This is a genomic window from Anaerolineales bacterium, assembly GCA_037382465.1.
Taxonomy (GTDB): Bacteria; Chloroflexota; Anaerolineae; order Anaerolineales; family E44-bin32; genus WVZH01.
Genome location: JARRPX010000001.1, coordinates 1 through 22858 on the forward strand (window position 1 = coordinate 1; position 22858 = coordinate 22858).

Consider the following 22858-nt stretch of genomic DNA (forward strand, 5'->3'; position numbering starts at 1 on the left):
GATTTCGAAAACCCGGTCGACGCCGTTGGCGTCGATGAACGGCGCACCTTCTCCGATGATTATGGCGTCATCCGTTATGTCCAAATCGCCGGTGGCCGCGGCGTCCTCCATCGTTCCGGGGATCGATAGATCGTACAACCCGGCCGGAAGACGAATTGTCTGCGTGCCAGAGCAGACGTTGGAACCGATGACGGCTTCCCGCAGCGAGCAGTCGCCGTCACAAGTTCCATCGTTGGTGTCGTTGAATTTCGTGACGATAAATTCCGAAGCGCAGTACGAGGGATCGCACCCTTGTAAGGCGAGTGCCAGGAAAATGACGGCGAAGATGAAGAAGATGGGTGTACGCTCCTTGATACTCATGATGTTCTCCTCCTGATACGTGCCAGACACCGCGCGATGAGATCGCGTATCGGGCGTAGACGATCGAGTGTTATTTCATATCTGAAACGCAGAGCGCATGATTTTTGTGACAGGACATCATCAGCTTATCACGAGTGCATCGACTTTAACAAACCATTCCTGGATAGTGAAAGTTCGTCCAGGAATGGTTAATCTCGCGTTTGTCCGCACTCCGAAACCGGTCTGGTTTCAGCGTTCGCAGCTCTTCACGATGACGGACGCCTTCGGCGACGCGCCGCCCTCGTTGAACGCCACCACTTCGTAGGTGTAAGGACCGCCGAAGGGCGGCTCATCCACGAAATTCGTCGAGTTCGCCGGCAGCGTCGCCAGGAGCACCCCATCCCGATAAACTTTGTAACCGCTTTCGTTGTTGGCCATATCGATCCATGCCAGGGTCACCTGATACAGCTTGGGATCGCAGATCCAGTCCGCGACGTGCAATTGTGCAGGTGCATCCGGGGGTTCTGGAAGGATCTCGACTTCGATGGTCACGTAGGCTTCTTCCTCCCCTCCAGGTGAAAGCACCAGCAGCACGTAGGTCGTAGTCTGTTCGGGGCAGATCTGTCGTGCGCCCAGCGCGTCGACCGGTTCGCCGTCCAGAAATACTTCGTCGGCGTTTTCCACCTGCCAGTGCAGCTTCGTGCATTCGCCTTCCTCGAGCAGATAGCGGTCGGCGTTGAAGTTGATCGAAGCCGGGATGGGCGCGGGGGTCGGCGTGGGCGTTGGTACTTCTGTCGGGACGGGCGTCGGTGTGATGCCCTCCATTTCGACCGCCCCGCGATCGCAGCCGGCGCCTTGTGGGCGTGAAACGCCGCGTTGATCCTGTGCGGTGCACTTATCGGGATCGCCCGAGTCGATCGCCGGACTGCCCGGACTGAGCAAATGGGTGAGGCTGTTGCCGCCATTGAGGCCCAGAGGCGCCAGCAGCGGATTGGTATCGACCAGATCGCTCGATTCGATGAAGCCGCAGCTGTTCTCGTTTTCGACGTTATAGCCATTCGAACTCGGCGCGATGGGGCCGGTGCAGTTCCCCTCCGCATGGTAGGCAAGGATGCTGCTGCGGATGGTGTATTCTCCGGCGCTGATGTTGTGAATGCCGTCGGCGTTGTTTTGCGCCACCGTAGCGAATTCCAGAACCAAATTGCCGGCGTTGTAAATTCCGGACCCTCCATCGGTATGCGGCGGGACGATCATGTTGGAGCTGATGGTCACATTGCGTAGGAACAAGAGCGCATCGACGTCGTTGTAGGCGCCGCCGCCAAGTCCACCGGTTCCACCGGCGCCCATGGCACTGTTATTGTTGATCCCCGTGCGGTAGAGATGAGTCATGCCCTGGTTGTAAACTGCTCCACCGTGGCGTCCGTTGTTATTTGTGAACCAGACATCATAGAGGATGGAAGTGCCGTTTGGCGTCGTGAACAATCCACCGCCGTCCATGACGCTTACATTTTCTTCGAAGGTGGCGAGGTTGATTTCCAGATCGCCGGAGTTGTAAATCCCCGCTCCGGTTTCGGTGGAGTCGTTGAGGCGGATAGTGGCGTCGTCCAACGCTGCCGTTGCGGCCATGTTGTTCCACAGCCCGCCGCCGTGGCCATTGGCGACGTTTCCTGCCAGCGTGAGATTGGTTGCCTCCAATGTGGCCGTGGCGAAGTTGTGAATTCCCGCGCCGTGGTCGGCGACATTCGAGAATACCTGTGTGTCGTACATGGTCAGGATGCCGGTCTCGTTGAAGATGCCGCCGCCGGCTGATGCGCCACCCCCTCCCGGAGGTACCACGGCCATGTTGTCGTGAATCGACAGGCCGTAGAGGGTTAACGTGCCGTGATTGAGGATGCCTGCTCCCAATTGTTCCTCCCCGTCGATGACCATGATGTGGTCCATCACCACGACTGCCGGACTGAAGATCTCAAAGACTCGATCCGAGTGAAAGCCATGTACGGATGGGGCGCCTGTGCCGATTATGGTCACGTCGTCGGTGATGTCCAGGTCACCGGTGGCGGCAAGATCCTCTCCGGATCCAACGAGCGTTAAGGTGTAGCCATCAGCGGGTAGATGAATGGTTTGGTGTCCCGGGCAGGCGTTGGCGTTGATAATTGCCTCCCGCAGGGAACAGTCGGCGTCGCAAACCCCGTCGTTGGTGTCGTCCGGTTTGGTGACGATGTAGTCCGTCACGCCGCAGAGCGGAGGCGGGGAGCAACCCTGAACGACGAAGGCGAGACATAGAATTCCAAAGAGAACAAAGAACGGTGAAAGTTGTCGTAATCTCATCGAATCCTTCCTTGATAGTTAGTAGGAATGCTGCGAAGCGATCTCGCACGTGTGACCATGGTGCTGCGCGAGATCGAAGCTTCTCGTGACTGTAACGCTGGCATCATTGGATTTGTGACAAGATACCATCAACCATCCCGGTGCGCTACACGGCACGTAGAATGATCACGCGGGTGAGAGATTTCCAATGGGGATCAAGACGTCGTTGATGTGGGTCGGTCCCGCGCGCACAAAAAGGCCGGTGCAACCTGCTGTTGCACCGGCCATCGCCCCCTCAGACCTGCTTATCTTTGAATTTGATTTTCGGCTTGCGCTTTCTCGGCGAAGGAAGCTTCGCCGAGGATGCTTGCGAGACCAGGCGTCCGATCACGGCCGGCACGAACAACAGCGCCAGCAGAACGGCAAGAGCGGTCAAGAACATGCTCCAACTGGCCGGATCGCCCACTTCCGGTACCAATCCGCCCGGATTGTAGGCCGCGGCTTCCGTTGTTGCGTTCGTCTCCGCCAGCGAAACGGTGAGTTGACGCGTCAACCCGTCACGCAGCTCGCCCGGTGAAGTGTAGGTGATGGCGTACTCACTCTGCATCACGCGCGCGTAGCGTTGGTATAGGCGGGTCAACCCGGCCGGGTCATTGGCGTAGGCGTATTCACCCCCGGCGCGATTCGCCAGCTCGATCAAAGCGGGTTCGTCTATGCCGGCCAATGTGGCACTCTGATCTTCCGGATTGCCCAGTCCAATCGTGGATATCGAGAGACCGGAAGGGCCGATGCGTGCGATCACGTTGCCCAGGTCGTTCTGGCTGACGTTGTCCATGCCGTCCGTCAAGACGATGATCGCTTTCCGTCCGGGGATCGGATCCAACACGTCGGTCGCCTCGACCAGGGCGTCGTACATCGCCGTATCTTTATCGGCGACCAGACTGTCGATCGCCGTTTTTAACTGGTCGACGTCCGCGGTGAGTGGCTGTGCGTAGGTGATTTCTGTGTTGAAACTCATCAACCCCGTCTGGTCGCCGGGGCGCATTTGGTCGACGTACGCCTTGGCGGCCTCTTTCGCCGTGTCCAACTTGTTCGCGCTGTACATGCTGCCGCTCACATCCATGACCAGCATCGTGGTGAGCGAATCGATCACCGCCGCGTTGCCCTGCATCTGATCCGGTTGGATCGTCACGCCGTTCTCCTGGATCAGCAGGCGGCTGGGGTCGATGCCCACCGGTTCACCTGCTTCGTCTGTTACGGAGATGTACACGGTGACGGAGGGAAATTGAGACGTGTCGATCTGCGTGATGATCACCAGCGGTTCCGCCTGGTCCTGTGCCCATGCCGGCGAAATCAGCGTTGCCGCCAGCAGGAGCGTCACGATCCCGATCGAAAGGCTTTTTCTTCCAGATGACATCTTCTCACCTCCGCTCGTGATACTTGAGTGACGTGTTGCCCATGCGGATCGTTTGCCCGTTCCCCAGCTGCGTGCGCTCGATCTTCCGGCTGTTGACGTACGTGCCGCTCAGGCTCATGTCTTTCAATGTGAAATGGGATCCTCCGCCGATCAACATCGCATGCTGCGGATCGACGTCCGGATCCGGTAAAGCGATTTCCGATTTGAGCGGGCTGCTGCCGATGATCGCCGTCGGTCCCCCATCGGGGAGGAACTTATCGAGGATGAACGTGTTTCCTTTGAGCTTTCCGCTGGTCACTTCCAACCAGGCTCGTGAAAGCAGAACGACGATCAGGGCGATCAGCGCACCGATGAATGCGCCCAGCAGCACGAGGCCGGTGGCCTTTCCGGAGGTGAGATCTTCTCCCCAGAAGTTGACCGTTTCGAGCAGCGTTCCGCCGATGAAGCCGCCCAGGGCTCCGCCGATTGCGCCTTTCCACATCTGCGAGCCGCCGGTGACTCCTTCCGCTAGGCCGATCAACATGCCGAAGAATCCCCAGCCGATGCCGCGGCCGATTCCGCCGGCGCCGACGATTTGAAAGATCGCTTCAGCGATGGGAAGCCCGATTCCCCCGGCGATCAAGCCAACGATGCCGCCGTACAACCCGGCGCGCAAGGCGCGCAGCGGACTCATCGTAACCAGCTCCTCGGCCGCTCCCAGCGGCACGCCGAGGCAAATCCCGAGGAGCCCCCCGACGACCACGTCGCTGAGATAAATGCTGCGGCTGAACGAGAGCCCCAGTATGTTACTCAGTTGCCAGCCAACGAGGCCGCCGATGGCGCCGAGGACGGCATAATAATATGCTCTCATCCTTCTACTCATTATCTTCATCTCCATCTTCGGCCGGCTGATCTTCCGCCCGACTCATATTGCGCCAATCCACGACGCTTTCTTTGCCGTCGTCGAGGATTTCGCAAAACCCAAAATAGCGATTGGGATCGAGGTGGCCATCCTCCTGGCGAATGAAAAACCCACCGATCGTTGTATGGGGTTCGAGCACCAGGGCGACCTGCCAGGGTTCACTGAAAAAGTGATCGTGGATGAAAAGGTCGTAGTGCGAGAGAAAGATCCCCATTTTCGGGTGGGTGTGGTACCAGCCGACGAGTTGTTTTCCGGGAAAGCGCTCCTCGAGGTCTTCGTTCATGGCCACCAGGGTGTCCTGTGTGAACGTCAGAAAAGCGCTTCCTTGCCGCGTGAAGCGAGCCGGGATTACCCCCTCAATCAGAACGAATTGTTCTTCCGTCCGGGCGTCTACGTGCCAACTGCCCACCAAACCGCCGCCGACTTCGTTCTCGAGGTCGATCCTGCTGTGTTCTGTGAACTGGATGAAAGCCGCCGAGGTGACAAAAACACCAACCAGTGGCTTCGTGCCGTCCTCGAAGTGAGGATGCCAACAGCGCATCACGATCGTCCTCCGGGACACCCGCAGCCTCTAAAGTTTCCTCCTCCTGCAACTCGCGGCCCAGCGCTTTGCTGTCGAGGCGATAGCCCATCGGCCGGCCATCCGGGCCAACCGTGGGCAACTCCAACGATGTCGTCAGTTCGGGGAGTAATTCCTTCACGATGACGTCGTCGGGAACCTCGGCGGTTCGTGTGCCACCAGCCGGTAAGACGAGGGTTACGGGAATGTCTGCCATTTCACTTCCTCCTTGCCAAATTTTTGGTTTCGTTTCTTGCATGCGATCGCAGTGCACACACAAATCGAATCGGTGTCTCTTTACTTCAATTTCACGCGTTTCTCTTTTTTGATCTTCGGCTTCTTCTTGATTTTCGGTTTCTTGTGGATCTTCGCTTTCTTGCCCTGCTTGTCATCGCCCAGTTTCACCCGCTCCGGCCGCAGCAGCTCGCGATTGTCGACGGGGAATGCATTGGGGTGTTTTGCACGGTAGGCCCGGCACCAGCGAGCGGCTTCCGGGTCCCAGGGAAATGGCGGTTTGGTGGGATCGTCGTGGAAATTCTTGTACTGCAGCATTTCGCCCAGCATGATGATCAAACGATCCAGAGAGCGCGCCGCCGTCCACCAGGCCGCATCGATGCACACGCTTCCGTTGATGTGATTGATGTTGGGATGCCATATCGGCGTGAGCCATTTAAGGCCCGGCCAGCGTTGGGGATATTGATTGTGGAGATACACTTCCACCTGGTGATGTTCGCCGAATTTCGGCTCGCCGCGCTTATTAACCGCAACGATACTCTTGCAGCGAAAAGTAACGATGTATCGCTCTGGGGGTACGCCCTTGTGAACGGACTGCGCCTCGAAGCTGATCAGCGACGTGCGTCCCTGCAGTTCGCGCATCCGCTCGTAATCGCCGCGCAAGCGGCGCATGCGGGGACTTTGGTCGAGCGAGACTTTACCCGCGGTGATGTCCGTCGTGACGATCAAACGATCCTCTTCCGGAACTTTCGCATCAGAAAGGGTCTCGTCTTCTTGCAGTTCGCGCCCCAATGCTTTGCTGTCCAGGCGATAGCCCATGGGGCGGCCGTCCGGCCCGACCGTCGGCAGTTCGAGAAGCGCGACCAACTCGGCCAACAAATCTCTTACTGCGACGTCATCCGGAACTTCCGCCGTTCGTGCGCCGCCGCTGGGCAAAACGATCGTTACTGTGATATCTGGCATCGGGTATCCTTTCTGGTATCACCGCGAGAGATCAACTGTTGTGATGGGGCACCTGGCACGTCCCCGTGACGCCCCAGCAATCTGCATGATGCAGCGTGTGGCAAGTTGTGCATTCCACGACCCCACGGGGGTCGTTGGGATCGACATGTTCGAGACAATACGGGCAGCGGTGATCCACTTTCGTAGCCAAGTGGATCGAGGCGCTGATGCTTCTATTCCGCCCGCGACTTTTAACGCCGGCAGATCGAGGCGGCGATTTTCGAACCTTTGCACGCCCACCCATGTGTGTCCGCGCGGATGTCGCCGGCATACTCATCGCCATTGCACGCTTCGAGGCGACTCTGGCGTTTCCGCGTTGATTCCCTCGACGATGCACGGTTCGTCCCATCGTTGGCGCGTAGCTGCTGGCCTGCGACGAGGTCCTGCGGTCTCTGCGCCTCTGGTTCCATGCGCTGACCGCCGGCCAGGCCGCCAATGCCCCAAATGCAAAGCGCTGCAGTCCGTCCCAATCCGGCTCCAGCGAGGTGCGATCGATGAGATTCATGCCCAAAAGACCGCGGCTGAGCCATCCCATGAAGATCAATCCCGTGCACAGCCCGAACAACGCCACCAACCAGCGCAGTGCTGCGCTGCGACGAGGCAGTGAAAAACGAGCGGCCAAGCCGGCTGCCAATCCCATCCCCACGTCACTCGCGATCGTGAGCACGACGGGCTCGATCGCCTTGTTGAGTATGTATACGACGGAGAATCCCAGGCCGGCCGCGATCGATGCGCTGCCGGTCACGGCCACACCGCTGTACAAGGGAGTGCGGGAGGATGAACGAATACCTGACATCATGGCGTGGGTTTGTGCACTCACGGGATCCTCATTCATGCAAACGCACTCGGCCGCGAGCTGCGTTTTCCGCTACAGAATCTGTTGTACGCTCGTCCGTCGAGGGAATGTCCCCGCCGAGTTTGATGGCGGATCGCTCGAAGTGCCGGAAGTGGAGCGTTTCCGGCAGGTCTCCAGTCAACTCATAGAAACGGTATTCCTGCCCGTTGTGGGAGCGGATCACGTGCAGCGGCGGAACGCCCAGCGTAACCAGGGTGCGGTGCAGGAATGGCTCGTCTCCTGTAATCACGTGGGTCATCTCGACGCGCCGGACCAGGCCGCAGCCGGGGCAATGCGCCGCATCGAAGCTGACCTCCGAGATCGGCCGCATCACCTCCTCGATCGTCTCACATTTGCGGCACTCGAGTGCGAGCACCAATTCCTGATCGAGTTCGATGATCGCATCGGGTCCGAGATCGCCGCGTGCGATCTGCAGCAATTCCATGAGAGTCGTGTCTTCGGCGCGCTTGTTCAGCTCCACGATCTCCCCGTATGTCCAATGACTTTCGCAGTCCTCGCGCCGAACGTAGCTGGTGGTGTGCATCGTGTTGGTCATGCCGTTGAAATGCACCACTTTTCCGGGTTCGACGGGAATGTCGTGAATGAGTTTCAAGGCTTCCTGCGCCTGCATGCCACCGATGATCGAGGCGATCGTCGGCGTCGTGGGCACCTTGCCCAGAAGGATGTTGGCGCGAGCCAGGAGCGGGCAGGAATAACGCATGGATATCTCCCTGCGCGCTTGCTCCGTCAGGGTGCATTCAAAACATGCCCCCTCCTCTGGCACAAACACGCGCACCAATCCGAGCAATTCCTGGATCGCGCCGTCCACCCAGGGCTTCCCCAGCCAGTGACAGAAACGATTCACGGCCAGCCGAGCCTCGCGGTTATCGAGGCAGCCGATAATGGCGTCCATGCGGCGGAACACACCCAGGCCGACCTGCGTGCGAACGTCGCCGTTCAAATACTGTATCTGAATGTCGGGATTGAGTTCCCGCAAGCGGGCGGCCGCAATCTCCGCCTTCGGACGGTCGTTGTCGCGCTCGCGGAAAAGCACGGAGCGGGAGAGATTCGCCGCCTCGATGACGTCGAAGTCGAGGATGAACAGATGCCCGACTCCCATCAGGGCGAGATTCTTGGCGACCTCGTTCCCCAGGGCGCCCGCGCCGACGATCATCACTTTCGCTTCTTTGACTTTGTCGCGCTCCCACCAGGAGATGAAGTCAAAGGTGCCCAGTCGATCCTGGCGCAGATTGGGAATCCGCAGCGGTGCGTCCGTGCTGGCGCTGACGCGAATCGGCCGCGGGCTGTCCGTCGAGTCTTCGGAGGAATTGCGTTTATCCGGATCGGGATCCGGGTCCGCGACAGCCTCACTGAGGCGCACGCCGCGCACGCGATGAACGAGGGCCAATTCCGTCGCCTGGGCATAATTGCTGCGGTCGAGCGGCCGCACGAACGAGCCGACTCCTTGCTTGACCTCGATCAAACGCGTTTCAGAAAGCGATTTCAGCGCCTCGCGCAGCGTCGCCCGGCTGACGTTAAGTTGTTTGATCAGGTTGCGCTCCGAAGGGAGCTTGTCCCCGGGTTTCAACTCCCCATCCAATATGGAGGCCGCCAATCGACCGGCCACAACTTGAGCCAAGGTTGGGTGTGTAACGGGGTGGATTTTCATAGTTCCGCCCTTCCAGGATATGACTGGTTATCTGGTCTGACCACCATACCAGAGGAGCATAGTGGAGTCAACCCCCCGCAGAGTACTATTTCATCAAGTGCCGGTTTTCGGGTCAGACTTGCATCTGTTCGATTGGCCGTCAGTCGTGCTACACTGTAGCAGCCTCTTGAATGTGCCTACGGAGGAATTGACCGCCGTCGAACCTGAATACAAGGAATTTCAAAAACAGAGAAGTCGCGGGTTGTGGAGAGAAAACTGCGACATCGCCCGTGGGCGAAGCGACCGAACCTGTAGAACTCGTGGACGATGGTCGCCCGCTGGCGCCCAGTGTGATCGGGCAGGATCCTCCTTTGGGAGAGGAAACCCAGCTCGATGCCGATCTCGAAATATTCTTCGATCAAGCGATGGACGCCGAGGCAACGACGTCCGCCTTTAAATTGATCGGCCCGGGCGGCGAGGCCGTCGTCGGGCAGGTTAGCTGGCCGGACGAGAGTACCTTGCGTTTCGATCCCCGGGATGAACTGCTTCCCGATACGACCTACGAGGCGGTTGTGGGAATCGGCGCGACCAGCGCCGAAGGTGTTCCCCTCGCGGCGGAACGCAGCGTTCTCTTCAGCACCATCACCAGCCTTCAGGTCACGCAGGTATTTCCTGCAGACGGCACGGCCGACGTCGAATCGAGCAGCCTGATCACGGCGATGTTCAACCGCCCCGTGGTTCCGCTGGTGACGTCCGAAGACCAGGCGACGCTGGTGCAGCCGCTGTCGATTTCTCCCCCGGTGGAGGGAGAGGGTGAATGGTTGAACACCTCGATCTACGTCTTCCGCCCGGACGAACCGCTCGTCGGGAACACCACCTATACCGTGTCCGTCGCCGCCGGATTGCGCGACGTCACTGGTTCAGCTGCCAGCCAATTGGCGCAAGCCGTCTCGTGGCAGTTCACCACGCAAGCGCCGACCATCGAGCGCATCGCCATTCCCGATCTGATCACGCGGCCACCGGAATATTACGTCGATGTTCCCCTGAACGCCACGTTTTCCATCCGCTTCCGACAGCCGATGGAACAGGAAAGCACAAATGCTGCCTTCGCCTTGCGATCCAACGACGGCCGTCAGGTGGCTGGCCGTCTCGAATGGGACGAAAAAAGCCTGGAGATGATTTTCACGCCCAATCACTTGCTGGAATTCGGCAAGGAATACAGCCTCAACCTGAGCAGCAGCGCGAAAGCGCTGGAAGGAGGTACATTAAAGGACGGCCTCATCTGGCACTTCTACACCGTATTTTCGCCGGCGATCGTGAGCGTTACACCCGCCAATGGGCAGGTTCAGAACTATTATTCCGACCAATTAACGATCGAATTTGCTTCCCCAATGGATAAGAAGAGTCTGGCGAATCGAGTGCAGGTGACCCCGCGCATTGAAGGTGAGCTCGATTGGAGCTACTTCAATCGCAGGATGACGATTTTCGGGTTTGCGCCTTCCACCTCCTACCAGGTGCGGATTCTCCCCGGCATGGCCGACCCATATGGCAATGTCATCTCTGAGGGCATGACGGTCAATTTCATCACCGCCGCCCGGACGCCTTCCGCTTACCTGCAGACACCGGGCGAGTACACACTTCTTCGGGCGCAGGGCGATCACGAGATCTATCTGCGCTACGTAAATGTCAACACGGTTCAATTCTCCCTGTATCCGCTGGACATTAAAAATCTCCTTGGTTTCAGGGCGGAGAATACCGCGACGATCGATTACCGCCCGTTCCCTGGCAGCCTAGAGAATTCCTGGTCGGCAACGCTGACTGGCCCGCGCGACGAATTCAATCTCGAGAAGATCGAGCTGCGGGACGCCGAAGGTCAGCCGTTGTCCCCTGGGATGTATTTCCTGGGGATGACCACTGCAGATGTTACGTACACATCGCAATGGCTCGACGCCCGCATCCTGATCGTCGCCACCGAGAACATGACCGTAAAAACCACCCTGTCCGATGCGCTGCTCTGGCTTACGGATCTCGAGAGCGGGGAACCGGTCGAAAATGTTCAGGTTACAGCGTATGAGTATGAGGAAACCTATGGGCCCATCGGTGGTGCGAAAACCGATGAAGACGGCCTGGCTACGATCGAACTCCCGGTTCCTGAGGAACGCTACGTCGAACGTTTCTATGTCGCACAGGGACAGGGGCACTTCGCCTTCGGGCAAAACTACATGGGTATCGATGTCTACCCAGGCGATTACGGCATCTACACCAATTATTATCTAAAACCCGACCAACCATCCGTCTACATCTATACCGATCGTCCGCTCTACCGCCCGGGACATACCGTTTACTTCAAGGGCATCGTGCGCATGAACGACGACCTCGACTACAGTCTTCCCTCGGAAAAGCAAGTTGAGGTCACGATCAGCAACTACGACGAGACGATCTACGAGGCCACTCTCCCCATTTCGTCTTTTGGCAGCTTCAACGGTGACTTGACCCTGGACAGCGAAGCCGCATTGGGCTACTACACGATTCGCGCTAGTTTCGTTGGAGAAGAGGACACGATCGGGTCCCGGTCGTTCAGCGTCGCTGAGTACCACAAACCGGAATTCGAGGTTGCGGTCACGACGACTGCGAGCGACATCCTCGATGGCGATACCATCGAGGCTACGGTCCAGGCCGATTTCTATTCCGGTGGTGCGGTTGCGAATTCGCAGGTCGATTGGGTTTTGTATGCCGAAGACTACATCTTTCGAGCATCCGGAGAGTACAGCCGCTATCAATTCTACACTTACGAAAACGATGTGTATTATCTGTACTACGAGCCGTACAGTTCGGGTGAAATCATCGCCCAGGGCGAGGCCGTCACTGATGAAAATGGAGGACTGCAGGTTACGATTCCGGTCGATCTGAGCGAGATGGGCTCCAGCCAGCGCCTGACGCTCGAGGCTACGGTGACGGACTTGACCGGCAACGCCGTCAGCAGCCGCACGCAGCTCCTCGCGCACTGGACCGAATTCTACGTCGGCGCCAAAGCGCAGCAGTACGTTGGACTGGCGGATGAAGAGCAGACGTTCGATCTCGTCGTCCTGGATTGGTACGAAGAACCCGTCGCCAATCAAACGCTGACGGCGGAAATCGTCGAACGCCACTGGAACAGCGTCCAGGAGATCGACGAATTTGGCCGCTCCGTCTGGACGTCATCGGTGGAAGAGGTTCCCGTGACGGGATCGATCGAGACGAGTACGGATGAAGAAGGACGCGCCACAGTGAGCTTCGTGCCGCCCAAGGGAGGCGTGTACCGCTTGAAAGTCAGCGGCAAAGACAGCCGGGGCACGCCGGCGACCACCTCCGCATATTTGTGGGTCTCGGGCAGCGACTACGTCCCCTGGCGCCGCACGAACGACCACGGCTTGCGGCTGGTCAGCGACCGCGACAGCTACGAACCGGGTGACACGGCCGAAATCCTGATCACCTCTCCTTTCCAGGGTACGGTTTATGCCCTGGTCAGCGTCGAGCGCGGGCACGTGCGCAGCGCAGAGGTCGTCGAGCTGAAGAATAACAGCAGCATCTATTCCTTCCCCGTCACCGCCGACATGGCCCCGAACGTATATCTGTCCGTCGTGCTGATCAAGGGTGTGGATGACACGACCCCGGCTCCGGACTACCGCATGGGACTCATCGAGATCAACGTCGATACCCGCGAACAGGCGCTGAACATCGAAGTCACACCGGACACCACAGAAGCCGGACCCGGCGACAGCGTGACCTACACGGTATCGGCGACCGATTATGCCGGACGGCCCGTACAAGCGGAGCTGTCTTTCTCGCTCGTGGATCTGGCATTGCTGGCGCTCACTGATCCCAATGCGCCTCCGATGATCGACTATTTCTACGATACGCGCGCCCTGACCGTGCTCACTGCCATGCCGCTTACGATGAGCATCGAATCGTTCAACGCAGAGATCGTCGAACACGCCAAGGGCGGCGGTGGCGGTGGGGGCGACCTGGGGGTCATCGAGGTGCGGGAAGATTTTCCGGACACGGCTTTCTGGGATGCGCAGGTCGTCACCGACGCCAACGGCGATGCCAGCGTCACGGTCACGCTGCCCGACACCCTCACCACGTGGCGCATGGACGCACGTGCGGTCACGAAAGACACCCTCGTGGGGGAAAACACGAACGACATCGTCAGCACGAAGCCGCTGCTCGTGCGCCCTCAAACCCCTCGCTTTTTTGTCGCGGGCGACGAAGTGGTGCTCGGCACGGCGGTGCACAACAACACCGGACGGCCCATCGCCGCAGCAGTGTCTCTCGAAGCCGAGGGACTGCAAATCGAGTCGAATCCCGAGCTCAGTTTCTACATCCGCGGCGGTGAACAGGTATACGCGCAATGGCAGGTGCGTATCGATGATGAAGCGGATCGAGTGGACATGGTCTTTTCCGCCAGCAGTGTGAATTACGCTGACGCGAGCCGGCCTCCGTTGGGAACTCTGGACGGAAAGGGAATCCCCGTGTATCGATACGAAGTCCCCGAGACCGTGGGGACCGGAGGCCAATTGACGGAAGCCGACTCTCGCACGGAGGCCATCAGCTTACCCATCTTCCCGGGCTACGACATCACGGAAGGCAGCCTGACCGTCCGTCTGACGCCGTCGCTCGCTGCCAGTTTCACGGACGGGTTGACCTACCTGGAACACTTCCCCTACGAGTGTACGGAGCAAACCGTCTCACGATTTTTGCCCAACGTGATCACCATGCGGACTCTCAAGGAGTTCGGCATTCGCGATGCGGAACTCGAGGCCAACCTGGACGAGCAAGTCAACACCGCCCTGCAGCGGCTGTACAATCAGCAGCGCGCCGACGGTGGTTGGGGATGGTGGCCCTTGAGTGACAGCAACCCGCTGTCCACGGCTTACGTCGTCCAGGGACTGATCGAAGCCGAGGCCAGTGGATACGAAATCAGCACGCAGGTGCTTGAAGACGCAATCCTGTACCTTCAAGAACAACTCCAACCGGTCGAGAGCTTCGAGGCGACGTATCAACTCAACCGCCAGGCGTACCTGCTGTACGTCCTGGCGAGCGCCGATCGCGCCGCAGTGAGCCAGACGGTTAAATTGTACGAAGCGCGGCAGTCGATGGATATTTACGCGCGTGCCTACCTGGCGCAGACGTTGTACATGATCGACGCTGAAGATCCACGTCTGGATACCATGATCTCGGATTTCGTGAATCTTGCAGCGCTGTCGGCGACCGGATCCCATTGGAATGAAGCGCAAAAGGATTACTGGAACTGGAATACCGACACGCGCACGACGGCCATCGTTCTCGACACCTTGCTGCGTCTCGACCCGGACAATGCCCTGAATTCAGGGACGGTACGCTGGCTGATGGCCTCCCGCACCCAGGGCCGCTGGCGTGGGACGCAGGAAACGGTTTGGGCGCTGCTGGCCCTCAACCGTTGGGCCAAAATCAGCGGAGATCTCGAGCCCGATTATCTCTTCGAGGCGGCGTTGAACGGGGAAAGCCTCGGCGGAGGAGCGGCCAACGTGGAGACCATGCGAACGACGACGGAATTTCAGGTTCCGGTCGCCGACTTGTTCACCGATAAGGTCAACCGCTTGACGATCGCTCGCAACGACGGACCGGGCAATCTGTATTACACGTCCCACTTGATGTTGTCCATGCCCGTCGAGGAGGTCCAATCGTTCAGCCAGGGCGTAACGGTTACTCGCAGGTACTATCACCCCGACGATCGCAACACGCCGATCACGTCCATCCCGCAGGGCGAGAATTTTCTGGTTCGCCTGACGATCATCGTTCCGGACAGCCTGCACTACGCCATCGTCGAAGATCCCTTGCCGGCAGGGCTGGAGGCGATCTCGCAATCACTCAATACCAGCCCGCAGCAAAGCGCGCCGGCGCGTTACGATTTCGAAGATCTGCTGAATTCAGGATGGGGTTGGTGGTACTTCGATCACGTCGAACTGCGGGATGAAAAAGTCGTGATCTCTGCGGATTATCTACCGGCCGGCGTGTATGAGTATGTCTATCTCGTGCGAGCCTCCATGCCGGGGATCTATCACGTCATCCCGCCGACCGCACAGGAATTCTACTTCCCGGAGGTCTACGGGCGCGGCGAAGGCACGCTGTTCGAAGTGACTCAATAGGCAGCCGTTGACACAGGGAGACGTCCAAAATGGACGTCTCCCTTTTTTATCTGGAAAGATTGAATACCCGGCAGGCCGGCGGAGGACCATCCGGGAATCGGTTCATCCCTCCGCAGGTTGCACTTCGAAGTGGATCGTTTCGGAGAAGATCGATTCGCCCTCCGGTGTGATCCCCTCTGTCCGAAGTTCGTGCGTGCCAACTACGAGCGGCCACCAGACTTGATACGGCGGTCCGTCGAAGGATTTCAGTGAAATGCCATCAAGCCGGATCGTGACTCGATCCAGCGTTCGATCGCTGCCGACTGCGATGAGAATGCGTTGCGATTCCGCGGGCTGGCTCGGGGAAAGGCGGTAGATCGTATTCGCATCCGGAGATCGAAAATATATCTGCCCGCTTTCGTGCTCTTCTCCGGAGTTCACGACTTCAATACCGCAGATCAAGTCGTCCAGCAGCCATAAATTCTGGGATCTCGCCCAGGAATGGGCTTCCTCGGGCAAATCCAGCACGATCCGCACCACTTTACGATCCACAGGTGTCGTCTCGTCGGCCAGGCACATCGACTGGCGGTCGAGTGTGACCCTTTGATACAGATCGTCCTCCGTCGAGGGTTCCGTTCCGCGAATGAACCATTCGAATCGCCGGTAGGGGCAGGCTTCGCTGGGCAGCAGGCCGGAGAGTGCGCAGACTTCTTCGCGCAGTACGCCCTCCGGCCGGACGAACGCTTCCTCAGGCACGCCGCTGGTGACCGTGCGCATGAATTGATGCCAGATCGGTGCTGCGCCGCTCAACCCGGTGACGTTGAACATGGGCTTGCTGTCGGCGTTTCCCACCCATACGCCGACCGCGAGGTCCGGCAGATAACCGATGGTCCAATTGTCGCGGAAATCCGTGGTCGTTCCCGTCTTTACGGCCGCGGGCCTTCCGATCTGCAGCAGGCTGTTGTGCCCAAAGCCGATGGATCGCGCATCGTCGTCGCTGAGGATGTCCGTGATCAACCAGGCGACCCGCGGATCGAGGACCTGGCGTGCCTCGGCCGGATCCGGTGTGTAGTGGCTGTGTCCTTGCGCGTCCTCGATCCCGAGGATGGCAACCGGGGCGACGAATTGGCCGGCGTTGGCAAAAGCGGCGTAGGCTGCAGTGAGTTCCAGCAGCCGCACCTCGCCTCCGCCCAGCGCCAGGGAGAGATCGTATCCATCCGGATCGCCAAAAGTCGTGATGCCGAGATTCTTGGCCAGATCGAGCGCGCGATCTACGCCCACTTCATCCAAAACGCGGACCGCAGGAATGTTCAACGACGACGCCAACGCCTGGCGCAGGGAAACCGGACCATGTTCCAGATGGTCGAAATTGACCGGTGCGTATGCGTAGCCGTCATGGGTGACGAATGCCGTATACACGTCCAAGATCATCGATGCCGCGGTCAGCGGGTCCTGCCGGGTCGGGTTCAGGGCCGCGGCGTAAACCAGTGGCTTAAAGGCCGAACCCGGCTGGCGAGGCGAAACGGCCATGTTGATGGCGCCGAAAGTTGCAGGATCGAAATAGTCCGGGCTGCCGACCATGGCCAGTATCTCGCCAGTCTGTGGGTCCAGGGCGACGAGTGCCGCGTTGCCGATTCCCGCGCCGGGCGAGGCGATGTCTGCCTGGTTTAACCCGGCCAATTGGTTTGCGATGATACGTTCGGCGTGGTGCTGCCAATCGAGATCGAGACTCGTACGAACCGTGAGCCCACCCGCGCTGTACAGCGTGTCCTCCGCCACTAGATCTCCAAGTCTGTCGCGGATCATGAGCACGAAATGAGGCGCTTCGATCGGGTAGGGGCTGGACACAAATACGAGTTGCTCGCGGGCGGCTGAAGTGCGCAAATCCGTGGAGATGTATTCCTGCTTCTCCATCAACTCGAGCACCACCTGTTGGCGCTCCTTCGCTTTGTCCAGGTCCGTCAGCGGGTTGTAGAGTGAGGGCGCCTGCGGCAATCCTGCCAGGAGTGCGCTCTCGGCCAGGTCCAATTCGCGCACGGGTTTTCCAAAGTAGGTTTGGGCAGCCGCTTCGACGCCGTACGACATGGCGCCGTAGTACATGTGATTGAGATACAAGGCAAGGATTTCATCCTTATCCAGATCGTGCGCCAGCTGCCAGGCCAGGATGCTCTCGCGCAGTTTACGCCGCAGCGTGCGTTGTTGCCGTTCCCCCTTTTCGAGCAGCAGATTGCGCGCAACCTGTTGGGTGATCGTGCTTCCACCGGAGAGAGTCTCGCCCCCGCGCAGGTTGATCCACAAGGCGCGCAGGATGCCGCGCAGATCGACGCCGGGATTCTCGTAAAAGGTGCTGTCTTCCGTGGCGATCGTTGCGTTGATGAGATCGTCTGGGATGTCTTCAATGGCGACGACGGTGTGCCGGCCGCCTTCGTCTGCCAGCAGATCGTAGAGCAGGCGTCCGTAGCGATCGGTGATCCGAATGCTGGGAAGCTGTGGCGCCTGCGGAATTCGATCCACCGACGGAAGATCGAGGAACAACCATATCGCAACCAGCACGGCACAGACCAGAGCGAACGCGAAGAAATATCGAAAACGCAGGATGCGTTTAATCGTTTTCATGTGACATAGCTCAACGGCAATCGCTTTCCATCCATCCCCTCGATCTCAGCGGATCCGGCAGGTTCGATTATTCCCGCTTTTCATAGGATGATGCATCTTGGGATTCGAGAGTGGCTGCGATCATGCGATCGACCTTTCCCATGGGATAATCCTGCAAACGATGAATCGGCGCCCACACGATCTCCGTATGCTCGAGAGCTTGCGGTTCTCCGCTGCGCAATCGGCAGATGTAGGCCGAGACAGTGAGGCGAAAATGGGTGTATGCATGTTCGAAGCTTCCCAGGAATCGGCCGGCTTCCACGGTGACACCGAGCTCCTCCTGCCACTCGCGCCGCAGGCACTGCGCCAGCGTCTCACCGGGCTCCTTCGTGCCGCCGGGAAATTCCCACAGCCCTGCAAGTAGCCCGTCCCGGGGTCTGCGCCCGATCAATACGCTGTCTTCACGCAGCAGCACTCCCGCAGCCACTTCGCGATGGGGAAGCGGCGACCTGGCTGAACGGACAGGACGGACGGCCTGCGTTCCGTTGGCATAACTCCCGCATCGGGTCCGGATGGGACAATCGGGGCAGGAAGGTGACTTCGGCGTGCAGATCGATGCGCCCAAATCCATCAACGCCTGATTGAACTCCGAGGCCCGCCCTTCGGGAAAACGTTCCAATGCCCACCCGCGAATTCGGCGTTCGCCCTGCGGTGTGCGCGGATCGAGTTCGAGATCCATCAATCGGGAGAACACCCTGCGCAGGTTGCCGTCCAGGGCGAGGACATCCCGGTTGAAAGCCAGTGCGGCAATCGCCGCAGCAATGTAAGGTCCGATTCCCGGTAATCGTCTCAGCTCGTCGACGTTTTCCGGCAGCTTCCCGTTGAAATTCGCCACCACGTATTGTGCGGCCTGATGCAGATTGTGTACTCTGCGATAATACCCCAGACCTTCCCAGAGAGACAGGAGCTTATCGAGATCGGCTTTTGCAAGAGAATCGATCGTGGGAAGTTGTTCCATCCAGCGCCGGTAGTAGGACAGCACGGTTTGGACCCGCGTTTGCTGCAGCATGACTTCCGAGACCCAAACCGCATACGGATCGTTGGTTTGCCGCCAGGGCAGATCACGAGCGTTCTTCGCATACCATGCGAGCAGGGCTTTTGCGATGGGTGATACCATGTCGAAATTCTAATGGAGTGCGAAGGTATAATTCAAGGTTGGAAGGGATTGCCGGCGGTTGTGATACCGTGGGTAGAACATCGTGAATTGTGGGAGTGGATGATGCCGACATACAACACTGCGCTCGAGACGTACGTCCGGAAGACGTTCGCTGTCGAAGACGAAATTCTGAAATACATCCGCGAGCAGACCCCATTAAAAGGACTGCCGGCGATTTCTGTTAAACCTGAGGAGGGCCGCTTTCTTCAATTTCTCGTCGCAGCCAGCGGCGCTCGTGCTGCACTGGAGGTGGGTACTTTGGGCGGCTACAGCGGCACGTGGATCGCGAGAGGGCTGCCGCCAGATGGACACCTGATTACGTTGGAGCGTGAGGCCCATCATGCCGCAGTGGCCGAGGAACATTTTCGGCTCGCCGGTTTGGCACAGCGGACGAAAGTGCTTGTAGGTGACGCTCATGAGTCGCTGCGCTCGCTCGATGCGGAAGGGCCATTCGACTTCGTGTTCATCGATGCTGAAAAGGATGGATATCCAGCGTACTTGGAATGGGCGCTCGCGCATACGAAACCCGGGAGCGTGATCGCGGCGCATAATGTCTTTCGTCACGGCGCGATCGTCGACGCAAATGATCAATCCCCCACGACGAAAATAATGCGTGAGTTTAACCGACGCCTTGCGGAGAATCCGCAGCTCATTTCACATGTGTTTCCTGCCGGGGATGGTTTGGCGGTTGCAGTGGTTCGAGCTTGATCCGTTGATTAATGCTTGCCGTTGTTAATGGCGTCGTAGATGACGTTCGCCAATGTCTCCGAGCGGACGGGCTTCTGCATCCAGGTTACTTTATTGTAGTCGAGTAATTCTTTGGTGCCGGTTCCGAGGGGGTATCCGGTCATAAAGATTATCTTGGTATCGATGCTTCGATTTTCCAATTCTCGATACAAGGCTACGCCACCCATTTCGGGCAGCACCAGATCGCTCAATATCAGGTCGATGTTTCCGTTTTCACGTTCGATGATTTCCAACGCCTGGCGGCCGTCGCGCGCCGTATAAACACGGTAATTTAAGGTCTCCAGGATTTCGAAGACGGCGTTCAGGGTTGCTTCGTCGTCTTCCACAACCAATATCTGTTCTTGATCCCCGCTTGCTGAAAACGTTCCGGGCATCGTCGCAGTTTCCTCAACGGGGACTTCCAGCGCCGGGAAGTAAATGACGAACGTCGTGCCGAGACCGACGCGGCTTTCGACGTCGATGTAGCCGCCGTGCTGTTTGACGATCCCGTAAACCTGAGCCAAGCCCAGACCGCTGCCGGCTCCCGGCTCTTTGGTGGTAAAAAAGGGCTCGAATATGTGCTGCGTGATTTCCGGCGGCATTCCCACGCCGCTGTCGGCGACCTTCAACTGGATCCAGATTCCCGGCGCCATGTCACGATACGGCCCAGACTTTCCATCTTCGACGCGGATGTGGGAAAGTTCGAAACACAACTCCCCGCCGTGCGGCATTGCATCTTGTGCATTGAAGGCCAGGTTCATGATGATTTGTTGGATGCGGGTTGGATCGGCGTTGATCACGCAGTTATTGTCCTGACAGTCCAGTCTGAGCTGTATGTTCTCTCGCAGGGTTCTCGAAAGTAGTTTTTCGGTTTCTTTGAGGAAAGAGATCAGATCCATCGGTGCTTGATCCATTACGGTTCGACGGCTGAAATCCAGAATCTGGCGAGTGAGCGTGGCTGCTCGCCCGGCTTGCTGGAAAATCGTCGTCATGCGCTCGCGGTTTTTTTCCTCGAGATCGGGCGTTTGAAGCACCATCTCGCTGTAGAGGATGATGGCGCCGATGATGTTGTTGAAATCGTGGGCGATCCCTGCCGCAAGCTGCCCGACCGCAGCCAGGCGTTCTTGAAGCTGGACACGGCGTTGGGTTTCGCGTTCGTCGGTGATGTCCCGCGTGACCAGCACCCAGCCGCTCGATTTGGTTTCGCCTCCCATTGGTTGGGCAACCACTTCGAAAAACCTGGGAGCGGGCTCGGTCAGCTTGATTTCGTGGCAGGCTTTGCCGCGCGGAGGGGGCAGTAAAAATGACTCGAGCGATCGATTCCCCAGAAGTGTGAGTTCGTCGCCTACGCCTACGCCGGACAATGCTGCCAGATGTTCCTCGGCCTTGGCGTTGGCGAGCACGACGCGGCCTTGTGCGTTTAACGCCAGGACACCGTCGCCGATGCTTTGCAGCGTTACCAGCAATCTCTCACGCTCGGACAGCAGTGCATCCTCCGCAGTCTTGCGTTCGGTGATGTCCCGCGAGACCGAGACGATTTCGTTCGGCCCACCGCCATCTCGGCCTGCGGCGTAAATCGTGCGGCTGGAGGTTTCCACCCACACATAGTCGCCATCTTTTCGGCGCAGGCGGTAGGTAGTGGTGTGCGTCCTGGGTTCACACAATATGCGCACGTGCGCTCTCAGTACGACTTCGCGATCGTCGGGGTGAATGTAATCAAAAATCGATTGATGCAGCAATTCATCCGGTTCGTATCCCAACGTCGCAAAGCTTGCGGGCGATACGTAAAGGAAGATGCCGTGGGGATCGTGACGCGTGATGACGTCCGTGGAGTTTTTTGCCAGCAGCCGATAACGTTCCTCGCTCTCGATGAGTTTGGCCTCGGCCAACTTTCGTTCGCTGATGTCGCGGATCGTCATCAAGCGGCCTTCGATTTGATCCGTATTGTTGGTTAATGCGGAAATGCGCACGTCGTACGTCCGTTCGTCGTTGCCATGGAAGAGAATGACTTCGTTGTTGATTTCCGCCTTCAAGGGCAGGCTGACCAGGGTTTCACGCAGTCCGGGCCAAAGACGATCGAGGCTGACGTCGATCTTCGTTTTCGGATCGTGATCCAACAATCTTTTAGAGGCCTCGTTTGAATAAACGATGTTACCCTGGCAATCAAAAACGATGATTCCTTCCGGCAGGACTTCGATAATCGCGTCTTGCGCCATGGGAAGGATTGAACTTGAATGCAGGTACCGCAGCGCGAAGGCGGCCGTAGGAAGCATGACGCTGATGACGAACGCCGTTGGATCGTAATCGGGCAGTTGGAGAACACCCATGAGCTTGAGTATGATCGCACCGCCGACGGCGAGCATGGCCAGAAGCAGGAGAAAAATCTGCCCTCGTTGTGAGTACTCGGCAAGGGGAAGCATGCGCACCAGAAGGATCATGCTGGTCAGGAGCAGCACGAAGGAATAGACGATGTGCGCCCAGTATCCCCAACCTCCGGTCATCGCCAGCACGGGAGTTGCAGCGCTTTCGTCGATGGCAACTTTGGACCAAAAGAAGTGAAAGGCCGGATTGGTGAGAAGCAGCAGCAGGAAGAAGGCGGGAGGAACGGCCAGCGCCATCAGCAGCTTTCGAGAAAGCCAGCGGTCGTTGTTGGAGTAATTCACGATGACCAAAAAATAAGCCGTCGGGAGGGCAATACAGCCGATCATACGGATGTTTTCCCAAAACAGCTTCGTCGACACAGTGACGCTTGTGGGCTGCATTGCGGCGCCGATCAGCCAGAGCGCACAGGAAATGAACAGTGCGGCGATGAAGTACTTGGCTCTCGCAAGAAAGGTGTTCCGCAAAACGAAGAAGGACATGGCTGCAGAAGACGCCGCCGCGAAGAGCAATAATAGTGTCAATGCTGGTATCTGCAAGTTCAAACCCACCAT

At 58.4% G+C, this 22858-nt stretch carries 13 protein-coding genes; 2 read left to right on the forward strand and 11 right to left on the reverse strand.

The genetic code is table 11. From position 1 onward, the window contains the following. The 8 genes from P8Z34_00005 to P8Z34_00040 form a co-directional block, all read right to left on the reverse strand. A partial coding sequence (locus P8Z34_00005; GenBank protein MEJ2549046.1) for a CSLREA domain-containing protein occupies nucleotides 1-360 on the reverse strand: 360 nt, incomplete at its 3' end. 228 nt (nucleotides 361-588) lie between these two features. After that, complete coding sequence (locus P8Z34_00010) at nucleotides 589-2667, reverse strand: choice-of-anchor Q domain-containing protein (GenBank protein MEJ2549047.1); 2079 nt, start codon at nucleotides 2665-2667, stop codon at nucleotides 589-591. A gap of 274 nt (nucleotides 2668-2941) precedes the next feature. Next, nucleotides 2942-4063 carry a VWA domain-containing protein gene (locus tag P8Z34_00015; GenBank protein ID MEJ2549048.1) on the reverse strand — a complete coding sequence of 374 codons (1122 nt, stop codon included), beginning with the start codon at nucleotides 4061-4063 and terminating at the stop codon, nucleotides 2942-2944. A 4-nt stretch (nucleotides 4064-4067) separates the two neighbouring features. Further along, nucleotides 4068-4925 carry an FHA domain-containing protein gene (locus P8Z34_00020; protein ID MEJ2549049.1) on the reverse strand — a complete coding sequence of 286 codons (858 nt, stop codon included), beginning with the start codon at nucleotides 4923-4925 and terminating at the stop codon, nucleotides 4068-4070. Next, nucleotides 4918-5505: a hypothetical protein gene (locus P8Z34_00025; protein MEJ2549050.1), complete on the reverse strand. Its 588-nt coding sequence runs from the start codon at nucleotides 5503-5505 to the stop codon at nucleotides 4918-4920. The genes P8Z34_00020 and P8Z34_00025 overlap by 8 nt, the downstream gene beginning before the upstream one ends. 315 nt (nucleotides 5506-5820) lie before the next feature. Continuing rightward, a complete protein-coding gene (locus P8Z34_00030; GenBank protein ID MEJ2549051.1) occupies nucleotides 5821-6720 on the reverse strand; it encodes a ubiquitin-conjugating enzyme E2 in 900 nt (299 codons plus the stop codon). Between the two features lie 31 nt (nucleotides 6721-6751). Beyond that, nucleotides 6752-7594, reverse strand: a complete 843-nt coding sequence (locus tag P8Z34_00035) for a hypothetical protein (GenBank protein ID MEJ2549052.1) — start codon at nucleotides 7592-7594, stop codon at nucleotides 6752-6754. Then, nucleotides 7587-9263: a ThiF family adenylyltransferase gene (locus P8Z34_00040; GenBank protein MEJ2549053.1), complete on the reverse strand. Its 1677-nt coding sequence runs from the start codon at nucleotides 9261-9263 to the stop codon at nucleotides 7587-7589. Before P8Z34_00040 ends, P8Z34_00035 begins: the two co-directional genes overlap by 8 nt. A gap of 269 nt (nucleotides 9264-9532) precedes the next feature. On the opposite strand from P8Z34_00040, the gene P8Z34_00045 reads away from it, so the two are divergent. After that, nucleotides 9533-15409 carry an Ig-like domain-containing protein gene (locus tag P8Z34_00045; protein ID MEJ2549054.1) on the forward strand — a complete coding sequence of 1959 codons (5877 nt, stop codon included), beginning with the start codon at nucleotides 9533-9535 and terminating at the stop codon, nucleotides 15407-15409. A 102-nt stretch (nucleotides 15410-15511) separates the two neighbouring features. Here the strand turns inward: P8Z34_00045 and P8Z34_00050 are convergent, their stop codons facing one another. Both P8Z34_00050 and mutY read right to left on the reverse strand, forming a co-directional pair. Further along, nucleotides 15512-18004 carry a PBP1A family penicillin-binding protein gene (locus P8Z34_00050; GenBank protein ID MEJ2549055.1) on the reverse strand — a complete coding sequence of 831 codons (2493 nt, stop codon included), beginning with the start codon at nucleotides 18002-18004 and terminating at the stop codon, nucleotides 15512-15514. Nucleotides 18005-18071: 67 nt separating this feature from the next. Continuing rightward, nucleotides 18072-19160: an A/G-specific adenine glycosylase gene (mutY, locus tag P8Z34_00055; GenBank protein ID MEJ2549056.1), complete on the reverse strand. Its 1089-nt coding sequence runs from the start codon at nucleotides 19158-19160 to the stop codon at nucleotides 18072-18074. 102 nt (nucleotides 19161-19262) lie between these two features. Between mutY and P8Z34_00060 the strand changes: the two genes are divergently transcribed. Further along, the gene (locus P8Z34_00060) at nucleotides 19263-19907 is read left to right on the forward strand and encodes an O-methyltransferase (GenBank protein ID MEJ2549057.1); all 645 of its coding nucleotides are present in this window, start codon (nucleotides 19263-19265) and stop codon (nucleotides 19905-19907) included. Nucleotides 19908-19915: 8 nt separating this feature from the next. Here P8Z34_00060 and P8Z34_00065 read toward each other — a convergent pair whose 3' ends face one another. Continuing rightward, nucleotides 19916-22828, reverse strand: a complete 2913-nt coding sequence (locus P8Z34_00065; GenBank protein ID MEJ2549058.1) for a PAS domain S-box protein — start codon at nucleotides 22826-22828, stop codon at nucleotides 19916-19918. Nucleotides 22829-22858 lie beyond the last annotated feature (30 nt).

Coding starts and splice junctions, on each gene's coding strand:
- P8Z34_00010 (MEJ2549047.1), bottom strand. CDS start 2,667: ATGAGATTACGACAACTTTCACCGTTCTTTGTTCTCTTTGGAATTCTA.
- P8Z34_00015 (MEJ2549048.1), bottom strand. CDS start 4,063: ATGTCATCTGGAAGAAAAAGCCTTTCGATCGGGATCGTGACGCTCCTG.
- P8Z34_00020 (MEJ2549049.1), bottom strand. CDS start 4,925: ATGAGTAGAAGGATGAGAGCATATTATTATGCCGTCCTCGGCGCCATC.
- P8Z34_00025 (MEJ2549050.1), bottom strand. CDS start 5,505: ATGCGCTGTTGGCATCCTCACTTCGAGGACGGCACGAAGCCACTGGTT.
- P8Z34_00030 (MEJ2549051.1), bottom strand. CDS start 6,720: ATGCCAGATATCACAGTAACGATCGTTTTGCCCAGCGGCGGCGCACGA.
- P8Z34_00035 (MEJ2549052.1), bottom strand. CDS start 7,594: ATGAATGAGGATCCCGTGAGTGCACAAACCCACGCCATGATGTCAGGT.
- P8Z34_00040 (MEJ2549053.1), bottom strand. CDS start 9,263: ATGAAAATCCACCCCGTTACACACCCAACCTTGGCTCAAGTTGTGGCC.
- P8Z34_00050 (MEJ2549055.1), bottom strand. CDS start 18,004: ATGAAAACGATTAAACGCATCCTGCGTTTTCGATATTTCTTCGCGTTC.
- mutY (MEJ2549056.1), bottom strand. CDS start 19,160: ATGGTATCACCCATCGCAAAAGCCCTGCTCGCATGGTATGCGAAGAAC.
- P8Z34_00060 (MEJ2549057.1), top strand. CDS start 19,263: ATGCCGACATACAACACTGCGCTCGAGACGTACGTCCGGAAGACGTTC.